General features: G+C 76.0%; 13 protein-coding genes. 7 read left to right on the forward strand and 6 right to left on the reverse strand.

The features are described 5' to 3' along the window. Together ACFQH9_RS31065 and ACFQH9_RS31070 are read left to right on the forward strand one after the other, a co-directional pair. The gene (locus ACFQH9_RS31065) at positions 1-579 is read left to right on the forward strand and encodes an RNA polymerase sigma factor (protein WP_379571849.1); all 579 of its coding nucleotides are present in this window, start codon (positions 1-3) and stop codon (positions 577-579) included. Next, positions 576-1,211, forward strand: coding sequence for a zf-HC2 domain-containing protein (locus tag ACFQH9_RS31070; RefSeq protein ID WP_379571851.1), 636 nt, complete (start codon positions 576-578; stop codon positions 1,209-1,211). Before ACFQH9_RS31065 ends, ACFQH9_RS31070 begins: the two co-directional genes overlap by 4 nt. 16 nt (positions 1,212-1,227) lie before the next feature. On the opposite strand, the gene ACFQH9_RS31075 is transcribed toward ACFQH9_RS31070, so the two are convergent. Beyond that, on the reverse strand, positions 1,228-1,506 hold the full coding sequence (locus ACFQH9_RS31075; RefSeq protein ID WP_379571853.1) for a DUF2795 domain-containing protein: 279 nt from the start codon (positions 1,504-1,506) through the stop codon (positions 1,228-1,230). A 172-nt stretch (positions 1,507-1,678) separates the two neighbouring features. Here ACFQH9_RS31075 and ACFQH9_RS31080 point away from each other — a divergent pair, with 172 nt between their 5' ends. Both ACFQH9_RS31080 and ACFQH9_RS31085 read left to right on the forward strand, forming a co-directional pair. Continuing rightward, on the forward strand, positions 1,679-1,813 hold the full coding sequence (locus ACFQH9_RS31080; protein ID WP_379571855.1) for a hypothetical protein: 135 nt from the start codon (positions 1,679-1,681) through the stop codon (positions 1,811-1,813). A 43-nt stretch (positions 1,814-1,856) separates the two neighbouring features. Next, positions 1,857-2,624 (forward strand): SDR family NAD(P)-dependent oxidoreductase, encoded by a 768-nt coding sequence (locus tag ACFQH9_RS31085; protein WP_379571857.1) that lies wholly within the window; start codon positions 1,857-1,859, stop codon positions 2,622-2,624. A 4-nt stretch (positions 2,625-2,628) separates the two neighbouring features. Here the strand turns inward: ACFQH9_RS31085 and ACFQH9_RS31090 are convergent, their stop codons facing one another. Together ACFQH9_RS31090 and ACFQH9_RS31095 are read right to left on the reverse strand one after the other, a co-directional pair. Beyond that, positions 2,629-4,002 carry an NtaA/DmoA family FMN-dependent monooxygenase gene (locus ACFQH9_RS31090; RefSeq protein WP_379571859.1) on the reverse strand — a complete coding sequence of 458 codons (1,374 nt, stop codon included), beginning with the start codon at positions 4,000-4,002 and terminating at the stop codon, positions 2,629-2,631. An 18-nt stretch (positions 4,003-4,020) separates the two neighbouring features. After that, complete coding sequence (locus ACFQH9_RS31095; protein ID WP_379571861.1) at positions 4,021-5,175, reverse strand: LLM class flavin-dependent oxidoreductase; 1,155 nt, start codon at positions 5,173-5,175, stop codon at positions 4,021-4,023. Between the two features lie 197 nt (positions 5,176-5,372). Between ACFQH9_RS31095 and ACFQH9_RS31100 the strand changes: the two genes are divergently transcribed. Next, a complete protein-coding gene (locus tag ACFQH9_RS31100) occupies positions 5,373-6,260 on the forward strand; it encodes an alpha/beta fold hydrolase (protein WP_379571863.1) in 888 nt (295 codons plus the stop codon). Beyond that, on the forward strand, positions 6,257-7,390 hold the full coding sequence (locus tag ACFQH9_RS31105) for an LLM class flavin-dependent oxidoreductase (protein ID WP_379571865.1): 1,134 nt from the start codon (positions 6,257-6,259) through the stop codon (positions 7,388-7,390). The genes ACFQH9_RS31100 and ACFQH9_RS31105 overlap by 4 nt, the downstream gene beginning before the upstream one ends. A gap of 23 nt (positions 7,391-7,413) precedes the next feature. Here the strand turns inward: ACFQH9_RS31105 and ACFQH9_RS31110 are convergent, their stop codons facing one another. Then, entirely contained in the window at positions 7,414-8,379 is a 966-nt protein-coding gene (locus ACFQH9_RS31110; protein ID WP_379571867.1) for a helix-turn-helix domain-containing protein, read from the reverse strand. Positions 8,380-8,471: 92 nt separating this feature from the next. Here ACFQH9_RS31110 and ACFQH9_RS31115 point away from each other — a divergent pair, with 92 nt between their 5' ends. Then, positions 8,472-9,251, forward strand: coding sequence for an MBL fold metallo-hydrolase (locus ACFQH9_RS31115; RefSeq protein ID WP_379571869.1), 780 nt, complete (start codon positions 8,472-8,474; stop codon positions 9,249-9,251). Here ACFQH9_RS31115 and ACFQH9_RS31120 read toward each other — a convergent pair. Beyond that, positions 9,248-10,843 carry an AMP-binding protein gene (locus tag ACFQH9_RS31120; RefSeq protein ID WP_379571871.1) on the reverse strand — a complete coding sequence of 532 codons (1,596 nt, stop codon included), beginning with the start codon at positions 10,841-10,843 and terminating at the stop codon, positions 9,248-9,250. The genes ACFQH9_RS31115 and ACFQH9_RS31120 overlap by 4 nt on opposite strands. A gap of 34 nt (positions 10,844-10,877) precedes the next feature. Continuing rightward, a complete protein-coding gene (locus tag ACFQH9_RS31125; RefSeq protein ID WP_379571873.1) occupies positions 10,878-13,289 on the reverse strand; it encodes a CaiB/BaiF CoA-transferase family protein in 2,412 nt (803 codons plus the stop codon). Positions 13,290-13,544 lie beyond the last annotated feature (255 nt).

The following is a 13,544-nucleotide window of genomic DNA, read 5'->3' on the forward strand; positions in this document are numbered from 1 at the left end:
ATGGCGTGGCGGGCCGGGCCGGTCGACGGGTTCCCCGACGACCTGCTGCTCGCCGGCCTGGCCGCGGGCGACACCGAGCTGTCGGTCGCGTTCGTGCGGCGCTTCCAGAGCCGGGTCTTCGGCGCGGCGATGGCCGTGCTCGGCGATCCCCGCCAGGCCGAGGACGTCGCGCAGCAGGCCTTCGAACGGGCCTGGCGGCACGCCGCGGTGTTCGACCCCCGCCGCGGCTCGGTCACGACCTGGTTGACGGCGATCACCCACCACCTCGCCGTCGACGCCGTGCGGGCCCGCCGCGCCGCGCCCGTCGACCCGCTGGATCTCGAGGAGGTGCTCGGCGCCGCCCCGGACGGGCCGGAGCGGGCGACCCTCGCCGCCGAGTCCGCCGCGGAGCTGCGGGCCGCGATCCGCGCGCTGCCCGCCGAGCAGGGCCGCGCCCTGGTCCTCGCCGCCTTCCGCGGGCTGACGGCCCGGGAGGTCGCCGAGAGCGAGGGCATCCCGGTCGGCACGGCGAAGACCCGGATCCGGACGGCCATGCTGCGGCTGGCCACGGCCCTGGAGCCGAAGTGGGGCCCGTCGTGAGCGGTTCGGACTGCACCCGCTGCCGGGAGCTCGCCCCGGAGCTCGCGCTCGGCCTGCTCGACGGGCACGAACGCGCCGAGGCGCTCGCCCACCTGGAGCGGTGCCCGCCCTGCCGCGACGAGGTGGCCGGGCTCGCGGGCCTGCACGACCGGCTGCGTGCGCTCGTCCCGCCGGTCGAGCCGCCCGCCGGGTTCGAGGAGCGGGTGCTGCGCCGGATCGGGCCGGTGCGGCCGCCCCGCCGGCTGCCCGGGTGGGGCCGGGTGGCCGCCGCGGCCGCGCTGGTCGGGGCCGTGTTCGCGCTCGGCTGGCTCGCCGGGTCGGCGAGCACGGGCACGCCCGGTGCCCCCGTGGTCGCCGCCCCGTTGCTGGTGGGCGACCGGCACGTCGGCGACGTCCTGGTCGACCGGTCACGACCGGACCTCCTCTCGGTCTACCTCGACGTGCCGCGCCCCGGGCGGCTGACCTGCGACCTCCTCCGCAAGGACGGCACGGTGGCCGCCTCCACCGTCTACGACGCCGAGGGCGGTACGGAGTGGTGGGGCGTGGCGCGCCCGCCCGACGCCGTCGCGAGCGTCCGGATAGCCGACGCGACGGGCGGGGTGGTCGCGTCGGGGGAGGTGCCGCGGCCCTGAGCGGTCGGACCGGGCCCTACGCGGGCTCGACCGGCCCCGGCCGCGGCACCGCCGCCCGCCCCGCGAACACCCCGGCGAGCACGGCGTCGAGGTCCGGGTAGGTGCGGTAGGGCAGCCGGGCGAGGCGGTAGGCCGTCACCGTGTCGGCGCCCCGGGCGGCGGCCCCGGCGATGATCTCCCAGCGCTCCGCCGGGTAGCGGACGTCGCGCAGCACGTCGACGAGCCGTTCGTGCAGCGACCGCGGGACCCCGACCACCGCGCGGCGGGTCCTGCGGACGTCGGACGGTTCGGGCATCCTGGCGGCCTCCCGTCGGCCGGGGGCCGCAGAAGGTGTCGACGGCCCGTCGCCGCACGGTACGGACGCCCGGGACGGGCGGGCAAGGTCCGTCGACCGGTCGGCGGGCCGTCCTCCGCCGGGCGCCGGTCCCGTGCGGGTCCGTGCGGCCGCCCCGGCCACCGGGAGCGCGGTGATCCTCGACGACGCCGCGGCGCGCGACGGGGGCCGGTCCGTCGCGAACCCGGACCGACGCCACGACCTCCTGATGCCGCTGAACCGCCGTGATCTGAACGAACGTTTGACAAGATCGCTCGCCGCCGCCTAGCGTCGGTCCGCCCCCGTCGCCGACGCCCGTGAGGTGTGTGCCCGTGTCCCGTGAGCTCGAGGGCCAGGTCGCCCTCGTCACCGGTGCGACGTCCGGTCTCGGCCGGCGCTTCGCCGAGGTCCTGGCCGGGGCGGGCGCCGCCGTCGCGGCCGCCGGCCGTCGGGTGGAGCGGCTGGAGGAGCTGGCGAAGGAGATCGAGGCCGCCGGGGGCCGGTGCCTACCGGTGCAGCTCGACGTCTCGCGGGCGGAGGAGATCCCCGGCGCGGTCGACCGCGTGGAGGCCGAGCTCGGCCCGGTCACGATCCTGGTGAACAACGCCGGCGTCCCCGACGCGAAGCGCGCCCACCGGATGCCGCTCGAGGTCGTCGACGCCGTGCTCGACACCAACGTCCGCGGTCCCTGGCTGCTGGCGACCGAGGTCGGCCGGCGGCTGATCGCCGCCGAGCGGCCCGGCCGGATCGTCAACATCTCCTCCATGGCCGCCTTCGACTACCGGCACACCGGCGCCGCGGCGCTCTACTCGGTGAGCAAGGCCGCGTTGAACCGGATGACCGAGGTGCTGGCCGTGGAGTGGGCGCGGTACCGGATCAACGTCAACGGCATCGCCCCCGGCGCCTTCCTCACCGAGATGATGGAGGGGATGATCGATCGCCTGCACACGGACGCCGACGGCCTGGCGGAGCCCTTCCCGCGCAAGCGCCTCGGCGCCCCGGAGCAGCTCGACAGCACCCTGCTGTACCTCTGCTCGCCGGCGTCGGAGCTGGTCACCGGCACGGTGATCCAGGTCGACGACGGCCAGCACGGGCGCTGACCCCTCACTCCGCGACGGCGGTCCCGAGGTCCGTCGTCGTGGTGGTCGGCGCGGACTTCAGCCCGAGGTGCTCGCGCAGCGTGGTGCCCTCGTAGTCGCTGCGGTACACCCCGCGCTCCTGCAGCAGCGGCACCACGGTGTCGGCGAACCCGTCGAGCCCGCCGGGGGTGATGTGCGGGACGAGCACGAACCCGTCCGACGCGTCGGCCTGCACGAACTCGTCGAGCAGCTCGGCGACGCGGCCGGGGGTGCCGATGAAGTTCTGCCGGCCGGTCACCTCGATGATCAGCTCGCGGGTGCTCAGGTGCTTGGCCTCGGCGAGCTCGCGCCACTCGTTCGCGGTCGCGATCGGGTCCCGGTACATCCGCACGCTCGCGCGGCCGCGGGAGATCGTGTTCTCGCCGACGACCGGGTCCACCGTGGGCAGCGGGCCGTCCGGGTCGTGGTCGGACAGGTCCCGGTTCCACAGCTGCTCGAGGAACTTGATCGCGGTGGCCGGGCTGACCTGCTGGTACCGGACGTGCCGGGCCTTCTCCTGCGCCTCGGCCTCGGTGTCGCCCAGGACGAACGTGGCCGCGGGCATGATCTTGAGGTCGTCGGGGGAGCGGCCGTACTTCGCCAGCCGGCCCTTCACGTCGGCGTAGAAGGCCTGGCCCGCCTCGAGCGTGCCGTGCCGGGTGAAGATCGCGTCGGCGCCGGAGGCGGCGAACTCGCGGCCCTCCTCGGAGTCCCCGGCCTGCAGGATCACCGGTCGCCCCTGCGGGCTGCGCGGCACCGGGAACCGCCCGTGGATGGCGAACTGGTCCGAGCGGATCGCGAAGTCGCCGGCTGGCCGCCAGAACTCGCCGGACTCCTTGTCCGCCACGATCTCGTCGCCCCGCCAGGAGTCGAACAGCTCCCAGGTGGCGGCGAGGAACTCCTTGGCGCGCAGGTACCGCTTCTCCTGCGGCAGGAAGCCGCCGCGGCGGAAGTTCTCGCCGGTGAACTCGTCCCACGAGGTCACGACGTTCCAGGCCGCGCGACCCGCGGAGAGGTGGTCGAGCGAGGCGAACTGGCGCGCGACCTCGTAGGGCTCGTTGAAGGTCGAGTTGATCGTCCCGGCCAGCCCGAGCCGGTCGGTGACGGCGGCGAGCGCGGCCAGGACCGTGAACGTGTCCGGCCGCCCGACGACGTCGAGGTCGTAGATCTCCCCGCCCTGCTCGCGCAGCCGCAGGCCCTCGGCGAGGAACAGGAAGTCGAACTTCGCCCGCTCGGCGGTCCGCGCGAAGTGGACGAACGAGTCGAACTCGATGTGGCTGCCGGCCTCCGGGTCGCTCCACACCGTGGTGTTGTTGACGCCGGGGAAGTGCGCGGCGAGGTGGATCTGCTTGCGCGACATGCGATGTCCTCCCGGCGCTCAGGCGGCGTAGCGGTTGGCGGGGCGGTCGAGGCCGAACAGCCCGCGCAGGGTGTCGGCCTCGTAGGCGGTGCGGAAGGCGCCGCGGCGCTGCAGCTCGGGGACCAGCCCGCGGGTGATCTGCGCGAGATCGTGGTCCACGGAGCCGGGGCGCAGCCGGGCGCCGGCCAGCCCGGCCTCCTGCCACTCCAACAGCAGGTCGGCCAGCTCGGCGGGGGTGCCCGCGAGGATCCGGGCGTCGCTGATCAGCTCACGACCGAGCCGGGTGTCCATGCGGCCCTTGCGGTCCCGCGCGGCCTCGGCGCTCTCGTCGAGGAACACCACGACGTCGCCGAGCACGTGCAGCGGCTCCTCCGCCCGGCCCGCCGCCTCCTGCTCGCGGCGGATCTCGGCGAGGATCGGGGCGACGTCCGCGGTCTCCTGCGGGGTGACGAAGCCGAGGTCGCAGGAGCGCGCGACGAGGCGGTAGGCGTGGTCGCGGTGCGCGAGCGCGGCGACCAGGGGCTGGCCCTGCGGGGGTCGCGGGGTGATCGAGGGGCCGCGCACCGAGAAGAACCGGCCCTCGAAGTCGATGTAGTGCAGCTTGTCCCGGTCGACGAACCGGCCGGTCGCCGCGTCGCGGATCTCGGCGTCGTCCTCCCAGCTGTCCCACAGCCGGCGGACGACCTCGACCCAGTCCGCGGCCTCGTCGAACAGCTCCGGCGCGTCCTCCCGGCGGATCTCCCGCCGGCCGACGAGCGCGGCCTCGTCCGGCCGGGTGGACACCCGCACGCGCACCCCCGCCCGGCCGGTGCTCACGTAGTCCAGGGTCGCGATGCCCTTCGAGAAGTGGAAGGGCTCGGTGTGGGTGGTGATCGCGGTCGGCACGATCCCGACGTGCGAGGTCAGCGGCGCGACCCTGGCCGCGACGAGCAGCGCGTCGAGCCGGCCGCGGACCTGGTCGGTCCGCTCGTCGGGCTGATGAGGGCGCGAGGACTGGAGGGCGAAGCCGTCCTCGATCGTGACCAGGTCGAGCAGGCCGCGCTCGGCCTCGCGGACCTGGTCGGCCCAGTAGCCCGCGTCGAACAGCGCGGTGGGGCGGGCCTCGGGCTCGCGCCACGAGGTGGGGTGCCAGCCGGTGCCCTCGAGGGCGACGGCGAGGTGCAGGGGGGTCATCCGACAGCTCTCCCTGGTGGGTCGAGAGAAGGGGTGCGTGCGTCAGCGCGCGCGACAGCCGGTGGTCGTGACGAGGCAGCGGTCGATCCACCGCCGCTGCGTCAGCATGAGCCTCAGTACCCCGGGGACCACGACACCGACCCTAACCGCGGCTCGGACGGAAGACGACGCGGAGGCGGCACCGTAAGGTCCGAGGTGTGGCAGGGACGACACGGACCACACCGGACGCGGAGGGCTACGCGCTGGCCTACGAGCGGGCCGGCCGCGGGCGCCCGGTGCTGCCGCTCCACGGCTGGCCGGGCGACCGCGGCGACTGGGCCGCGGTCGCGCACCTGCTCGCCGAGGCGGGCAGGGCGGACGTGGTGTGGCCGGACCTGCGCGGTTTCGGCGAGTCGGACAGGCACCCCGGGGGCGACGTGGCGGCGGCGGGCCAGGCCGGCGGCGTGCTCGCGCTGCTCGACGAGCTCGGGCTCGCGCGTGCGGTGGTGGCGGGCTACGACGTGGGCAGCCGGGTGGCGCAGACGCTGGCCGCCGAGCACCCGGACCGCGTCGCCGCCCTGGTCGTCGCCCCGCCGTTGCCGGGTGCGGGCCGCCGGGTGCTGGAGCCCGCGGCCGCGGCCGAGTTCTGGTACCAGCACTTCCACCGGCTCGGGCTGCCCGAGCAGGTGGTCGACGGCCGGCCCGACGCCGTGCGCGCCTACCTGCGGCACTTCTGGGACCACTGGTCCGGGCCGGACTTCACCGTGGAGGAGGAGCGGCTCGACCGGCTGACCGCGCTGTACTCGCCGCCGGGGGCGTTCACCGCCTCGATCGGCTGGTACCGCAGCGGCTCCGGGACGATCGCGCGCTCGCTCGCCGAGGAGCCGCCCGCTCGCCGGGTCGCGGTGCCGACCACCGTGCTCTGGCCCGAGCACGATCCGCTGTTCCCGCGCGCCTGGAGCGACCGGCTCGACGACTGGTTCGAGAAGGTGGACCTGCGCCCGCTCGACGGCGTCGGGCACTTCTCGCCGGTGGAGGCGCCGGACCGGTGGGCGGCCGTGCTCACCGAGGTGGTCGACGGGCTCGCCGACGGGACCCGCCGGTGAGGCTCCCGCTGTCGGTCCTCGACCTCTCACCGGTGCCCGCGGGCGGGACGGCCGGCGACGCCCTGCGCAACTCGATCGACCTCGCGCGGGCGGCGGAGCGGGCGGGCTACCACCGCTACTGGGTGGCCGAGCACCACCTGGCCACGGGCGTCGCGTCGGCGTCGACGCCGGTCCTGGTCGCGCTGATCGCCGCGGCGACGGAGCGGATCCGGGTGGGCTCCGGTGCCGTGCAGCTCCCGCACACCCGGCCGGTGCAGGTCGCGGAGCAGTTCGGAACCGTGGCCGCGGTCCATCCCGGGCGGGTCGACGTCGGGCTCGGGCGCTTCGACCTGCACCGCATCCTGCGGCTGATCCGGCACGGTCCCACCGGCCGGAGGGGCGGGCGGGCGCCGGAGAGCCGCACGGTCGACGGGCTGCTGCTGCCGAAGCCGGGGAAGGTCCCGTCGGACCTCGCGCTGTACGGCTGCCTCGCCGAGCTGCTCGGCTTCGACCCCGACCAGGAGCCGCCGGACTACCACCGGCAGGTCGGCGAGATCCTCGGCTACTTCGCCGGCACGGCCCGCGGTCCAGGGGGCGAGCCGCTGCACGTCACCCCCGCCGAGGGGGCGGACGTCGAGATCGTCGTCCTCGGCTCGACCCCCGGGGAGAGCGCCCGGGTGGCGGGCGAGTACGGGCTGCCGTTCGCGGTGAGCTACCACCTCGTGCCGCACCTCGTGCTCGACGCCGTCGCCGCCTACCGCGAGGCCTTCCGGCCCGGTCGCGCGGCCGAGCCGTACGTGATCGTGTCGGCCGACGTCGTCGTCGCGGAGACGGACGCCCGCGCCCGCGAGCTCGCGGCGCCGTACGGGCAGTGGGTGCTCGAGATCCGCTCCGGCGGCGGGGCCCGGCCGTACGTGACGCCGGCCGAGGCGCGGGCCCGCGAGTGGACGCCGGAGGAGCGGGCCGGGGTGGCGGACCGGGTCGACACCCAGTTCGTGGGCGCGCCGGACACCGTGTGCGAGAAGCTCGCGACCCTGGCCCGGGTGACCGGCGCGGACGAGCTGCTGGTCACCACGATCACCAGCGACCACGCCGACCGGGTCCGCAGCCACGAGCTGCTCGTGGAGGCCTGGAGGGGGCGGCCGGGCTGAGGGCGCCGCGCGGGAGCCCGTGCTCAGCATTGGACCGGGGTGACCTCGGCGAACTGGTCGCGGTGCCGGCGCGGGCTGGTGCCGAGGACCTGCCGGAAGTGCCGGCGCAGCGAGGCGGAGGAGCCCAGCCCGGAGCGCTCGGCGACCTCGTCCATCGGCAGCTGGGTGGTCTCCAGCAGCGTGCGGGCCAGCTCGAGGCGCTGGCGCAGCAACCAGCGGCCGGGACTCTCCCCGGTGCGTTCGCGGAAGCGGCGGGTGAACGTACGCCGCGACATGCGCGCGCCGTCGGCCCACGCGTCGAGGTCGAGCGGCCGGTCCAGCCGCCACCGCGCCCAGGCCATGGCCTCGGCGATCTCGTCCGGGCCGTCGTCGTCGGGCACCGGGGTGCGGACGGACTGGGCCTGCGACCCGTCCCGGTGCGGGGCCATCACCAGCCGCCGGGCCACCTCACCGGCGACCGCGGCGCCGAGGTCGCGGCGCACCAGGTGCAGGCAGCAGTCCAGGGCGGCGACGGTGCCGGCCGAGCTCACCACGTCGCCGAGGTCCGTCCACAGCACGTCCGAGCGGACCCGGATGCCGGGGTACCGCGCCGCGAGCAGCGGGGCGGCGTGCCAGTGCGTGGTCACCTCGCGGCCCTCGACCAGGCCGGACCCGGCGAGCGCGAAGGCGCCGAGGCAGAGCGCGACGACGCGGGCGCCGCGGGTGTGCGCCGCGCGCAACGCCTCGCCCAGCGCCGGGGCGACCGGGAGATCGGGGTCCCAGCTGGGCAGGACGACGGTGTCGGCCTCGGCCACCGCCTCGAGCCCGTGGTGCACGGCGAGGTCGAAACCGGCGCGCGTCGGCAGGCTGCCGGGCTCGACCGCGCAGACCGTGACCCGGTAGCCCGGCAGCGGGCGGCCGCCGAGCTCGGCCGTGAACACCAGCGTGGGCACCGAGAGGTGGAACGGGCTGATCCCCGGGAAGGCCAGGACCGCGATCGCGTGGGGCACCGGGCCAGCGTAGGCCCGACCTGGCCCGATGTGAGCGACCGTCGACCCGCGGGCCACTGGAACGCGGCCGCCGGGGGGACTGGGATGAGGGCATGACCCTCACCGCGCTGCACGTCGGCGGCCCGACCCTCGTCCTCGACCTCGCGGGCCTCCGGCTCGTCACCGACCCCACCTTCGACCCGCCCGGCGACCACCCGCTCGGCGACGGCCGCGTGCTGCGCAAGCTCACCGGCCCCGCCGTGCCGCGGGAGGACGTCGGCCGCGTCGACCTCGTCCTGCTGTCCCACGACCAGCACCCGGACAACCTCGACGCGTCCGGTCGCGCGCTGCTCGGCGAGGCCGGGCGGGTGCTGTCCACCCCGGCCGCCGCCGCGCGGATCGCCGGGGTCGAGGGCCTGGCGCCGTGGGTCTCCGTCGAGGTCCCGACCCCGTCGGGACCGCTGGTCGTGACCGCCGAGCCGGCGGGGCACGGGCCGCCCGGCGCCGAGGCCTTCTCCGGGCCCGTCACCGGCTTCGTGCTCGGCGCGCCGGACGGGACGACCGTCTACGTCTCCGGGGACAACGCCTCCGTCGGCGTGGTCGAGGCCGTCGCCGAGCGGGTCCCGCGCGTGGACCTCGCCGTGCTGTTCTGCGGCGCGGCCCGCCGCCCCGACCGGCCCGAGGCGCTCACCCTGACCGCGGCCGACGCGGTGCTCGCCGCCCGGGCGCTCGACACCGCCCGGATCCTGCCGGTGCACAGCGAGGGCTGGCTGCACTTCACCGAGGGCCCGGGCACCCTGAACCGCGCCTTCGCCGAGGCCGGCCTGGCCGACCGGCTGACGATCCTGCCGCTCGGGGTGCCGACCGCCCTGCCGGTCCCGGTGCGGGCCTAGCGTCCCCGCTGCCGCAGCAGGAACCGCTGCACCTTGCCGCTGGGCGTCTTGGGCAGGGCGTCGACGACGTGGACCCGGCGCGGGTAGGCGTGCGCGGCGTAGCGGGTCCTCACCAGCCGCGCCAGCTCGTCCGGCAGGTCCGGGCCCGCCTCGGCGCCCTCGCGCAGCACCACGAACGCCTCGACCACCTCGCCGCGCAGCTCGTCCGGCATGCCGACGACGGCGACCTCCGCGACCGCCGGGTGGGTCGACAGCACCGACTCGACGTCGAACGGGCCGATCCGGTAGCCGGCCATGATGATCACGTCGTCGTCCCGGGCGGAGAAGTACAGGTAGCCGTCGGCGTCGGCGCGGCCCGCGTCGCCGGTGAGGTACCAGCGGCCGTCCTCGCTGAACCGGTCGCCGCGGACCCCGCCCGCGTAGCCGTCGAACCACAGCAGCGGGCTCGCCGGCACGTCGAGCGCGACCCGGCCGGGGGTGTCCGGCGCGACCTCCTGCTCGGCGTCGTCGGCGAGCACGGCGACCCGGAAGCCCGGCAGGGCGCGGCCCATCGAGCCGGGCCGGATCTCGGCGCGCAGGTCCGGGTGCCAGGCGTTCGCGACGACCATCCCGAGCTCGGTCTGCCCGTAGTGGTCGCGCACCTCCACGCCGAGGACCTCGCGGCCCCACGTCACCAGGTCCGGGTTCAGCGGCTCGCCCGCGCTGGAGCAGGTGCGCAGGCGCAGCCCCTCGGGCGGGACGATCCCGGAGGCCCGCAGCCCGCGGTAGACGGTGGGCGCGGCGGCGAAGGAGGTGACGCCGAACCGGCCGAGCACCTCCCAGGTGGTCCGCGCGGAGAAGCCGGCGTCGAGCAGCAGCGTGCGGCGGCCGGTGGCCAGCGGGGCGAGCAGCGCGTAGTAGAGCCCGTAGGCCCAGCCCGGGTCGGCGGCGTTCCAGAACACGTCGTCGGCGGTGACGTCGAGCGCCAGCTCCTGGTACGCGACCATCGACGCCAGCGCCCGCGCCGGGACGATCACGCCCTTGGGCTTGCCGGTGGTGCCCGAGGTGTAGAGCTGCACCATCGCCGCGTCGGGGCCGCCGACGGCCGCGGGCGCACCGGTGGGGGCCGCGCCGGCGAGCCGCTCCCACTCCGCCGACCCGACCGTCACGACGGTCCACGGCGCGTCGGCCGGGATGTCCTCGCCCGGATCGAGCTTCGGCCGCTGGTTCCCGTCGGTGATCACGACGGACGTCCCGGACGCGATGAGCCGCAGCGCGATCGCCTGCGGGGCGAAGGCGGTGAACAGCGGCACGTACACCGCGCCGAGGCGCACCACCGCCAGCACCGTGACGAGCAGGTCCGCGGTCCTGGGCAGCAGCGTCGCCACCCGCGAGCCCGGCCCGACGCCGAGCCCGGCGAGCCCGGCGGCGAGCCGCTCGGACCGTTCGCGCAGCTCGCCGTAGGTGAGATCGACGGCCGACAGGTCCCCGGCCACCAGCGTGGCCGCCACGTCCCCGGCCGGGTGCCGGTCGCACAGTTCCGTGGCCAGGCAGAGGTCCGGCCGGGAGTACCGCTCGCGCAGCTCCCCGGCCCGCGTCGTCGCGTCGGTCATGGGGGTGATCGTGGCACAGCCCGCCGGCCGCTCCTCAGACCGTGACGCCCTCCCGCTCCAGCGCGTCGAGCTCGGCCGGGGACAGGCCGAGGATCTCCCCGAGCACCTCGCGGGTGTGCTGGCCCAGCGCCGGGGCGGCGCCCTGCGGGCCCATCGCGCTCCGCGAGGCGAGCCACCCGACCGAGGGCAGCCGGCGGGTGCCGATCACCGCGTGCACGGTCTCCGGGAAGAACCCGCGGGCCTCCAGGACGGGGGAGCGGTAGACCTCGTCGACCCGGGCCACGGCCTCCGCGCCGACGCCCTTGGCCTGCAACGCCCGCGCCGCCTCGGCCGGGGTGCGCTGCGAGGTCCACGCGGTCACGAGCGCCTCGAGCGCGTCCTCGTGCACGCGCCGGGCCGCCAGGCTGGCGAACCGCGGGTCGTCGGCCAGCTCGGGGGCGCCGAGCACCACGGCCAGGGCGGCGAACTGCGCGTCGTCCTCGCAGGCGATCGCCACCCACTCGTCCTCGCCCGCGCAGCGGAAGGTCCCGTGCGGGGCGGCCAGCTCGTCGCGGTTGCCGAGCACGGGTACCTCGCCGCCGGTGGCCCCGCCGAACAGCACGGGCCACGGGAACGCGGCGAGGCAGGCCTCGAACATCGCCGTCTCGACGCGCACGCCCTCGCCGCTCGCCCGCGCCTGGTAGAGCGCCGCCACGGTCGCGATCGCGGTGGTGATCCCGGCCATCGGGTCCGGGAGGGACATGACCAGGTCGGTGGGTCCACCCCGGACGTCCCCGTTGGACGACGCGATGCCGCTGAGCGCGTCGATCAGCGAGCCGTAGGCGGTGCGGTCCCGGTAGGGGCCGGACTCGCCGAAGCCGGTCATCGACACGGCGACGATCCGCGGGTTGATCTCCTTGAGCGTCTCGTACGGCAGCCCCATCCGGGCCAGTGCGCCGGCGCTCATGTTGTCGATCACGACGTCGGCGGTCGCGATCAGCCCGCGCAGCAGCTCCATCCCGCGCGCGGTCTTCAGGTTCAGCGCCACCCCCCGCTTGCCCTGGTTGTACTGGTTGAAGTAGCCGGAGCGGTCCACCCCGACGATCCCGTCCGCGTACGGCCCGAGCCCGCGCGTGGTCTCCAGGCGCGTCCCGGTCTCCACCCGCACGACGTCCGCACCCAGGTGCGCGAGCTGCATCGCGGCGAAGGGGCCGGCCCACACCCAGGTCAGGTCGACCACCCGGACCCCCTCGAGCGGGCGTTCGGCCGGGGTGCCCGAGCCGGCCGGGTGCTCGGTGGGGCCGGACCACAGCGACTCCGCGGCGGCCTCGCCGTGGGCCGGCGCGCGGTCGCGGGGCGGCGGGACGGTGCCGTCCACCCGCCACGGCCGCCCGGGGGCCGGCAGCGACTCGCCCGGCGCACCACCCAGCGCGACCGGGGGCAGCGACCCCCGCGCGGCGAGATGGTCCCACTCCAGGATGTCGCGGGCGCCGTGGATCGGGGCGGCCGCGATGCGGTGGGTGTGCGCGAGGTCGAGGAACTCGCCGAGGGTGAACCCCTCGAGGTGCTCGCGGACGAACACGTCGAGGACGTCGGCGTTCTCGTCGCGCCCGGCGGTCGTCCCGAAGATCTCCAGGGAACCCCAGTCCGGGTCGCCGAGCATGGTGACCAGGCGGCGGAACTCCTCGTCGCGCGTGATCTGCATGAGCACGGTGCCGTCCTTGCAGGGGTAGAAGCCCCACGGCCCGACGCTGCGGTTGCCCTGCCGCACCGGCAGCTCACCGGTGTAGTGGTAGCGCGACATGGCCGTGGCCAGCACGCTGGCGACCGACGCCTGCAGCGAGACGTCGAGCCGCTGGCCCAGCCCGCTGCGCCGGCGCTCGAACAGGGCGCCGAGCAGGGAGAGCACGGCGCCGCACGCCGCGTGCACGCTCGACAGCTCGCCGCGGTAGCGCAGGGGGAGCGGATCGGGGCCGCGCAGGGTGGTCGAGTTGATCGACAGCAGGCCGCCGGCGGCCAGCGCGAGCAGGTCGTTCGTCGGGTGCGGGCCGTCGCGGCCGGTGCGCCCGAAGGTCGAGACGTCGACGACGACGAGCGCGGGCCGGGCCGCCTCGATCTCCGCGACGAGGTCGTCGCCGATCCAGTCCGCGCCGTCCCGGGTGGACCGGATCAGCACGTCGGCGCGGGCCGCGAGCGCGCGCACCGCGGGATCGTCGGCGGCGGCGGTGACGGACCGCTTGCCCGCGTGGAAGTAGGCGAAGGAGGCGCTGCGCTCGGCGTCGGGCACCGACTGCAGGAACGGGCCGAGGGTCCGGAACGGGTGGCCCTGCGACGGCTCCAGCAGCACGACCTCCGCCCCGAGGTCGGCCAGGAGCCGGCCCGCGTAGGCGGCGGCCAGCGTGTCCCCGGCCTCGAGGACGCGCAGGCCCGCGAGGGGGTGGTCGAACGACTGCGAACGTGACGTCATCGTCATTTCCTTCCGACGGTGACGCACGCTACAGGGCGAGCGGGATCAGCGGGAGGGGGTCGGGAACGCCGGCCGTCACGGCGCAGGCCGTTGCGCCGCGAGATCGGTCAGGAACTGCACCCGGGACGGCGAGTCGGGAGTTCCGGCATCCGCGAGTCGGGGGTTCCGGCACCCGCGAGTCGGGGGTTCCGGTCCTGCGAGTCGGGGGTTCCGGTCCGATGACGCCCCATGGCGTGGTGTAGCTCGTGAGCGGCG

The organism is Pseudonocardia lutea (genome assembly GCF_042658055.1).
GTDB lineage: Bacteria > Actinomycetota > Actinomycetes > Mycobacteriales > Pseudonocardiaceae > Pseudonocardia > Pseudonocardia lutea.

Excerpts from the sequence above, each read along its gene's own strand:
- ACFQH9_RS31065 (WP_379571849.1), top strand. The coding sequence starts at position 1 with ATGGCGTGGCGGGCCGGGCCGGTCGACGGGTTCCCCGACGACCTGCTG.
- ACFQH9_RS31075 (WP_379571853.1), bottom strand. The coding sequence starts at position 1,506 with ATGCCCGAACCGTCCGACGTCCGCAGGACCCGCCGCGCGGTGGTCGGG.
- ACFQH9_RS31090 (WP_379571859.1), bottom strand. The coding sequence starts at position 4,002 with ATGTCGCGCAAGCAGATCCACCTCGCCGCGCACTTCCCCGGCGTCAAC.
- ACFQH9_RS31095 (WP_379571861.1), bottom strand. The coding sequence starts at position 5,175 with ATGACCCCCCTGCACCTCGCCGTCGCCCTCGAGGGCACCGGCTGGCAC.
- ACFQH9_RS31115 (WP_379571869.1), top strand. The coding sequence starts at position 8,472 with ATGACCCTCACCGCGCTGCACGTCGGCGGCCCGACCCTCGTCCTCGAC.
- ACFQH9_RS31120 (WP_379571871.1), bottom strand. The coding sequence starts at position 10,843 with ATGACCGACGCGACGACGCGGGCCGGGGAGCTGCGCGAGCGGTACTCC.
- ACFQH9_RS31125 (WP_379571873.1), bottom strand. The coding sequence starts at position 13,289 with ATGACGTCACGTTCGCAGTCGTTCGACCACCCCCTCGCGGGCCTGCGC.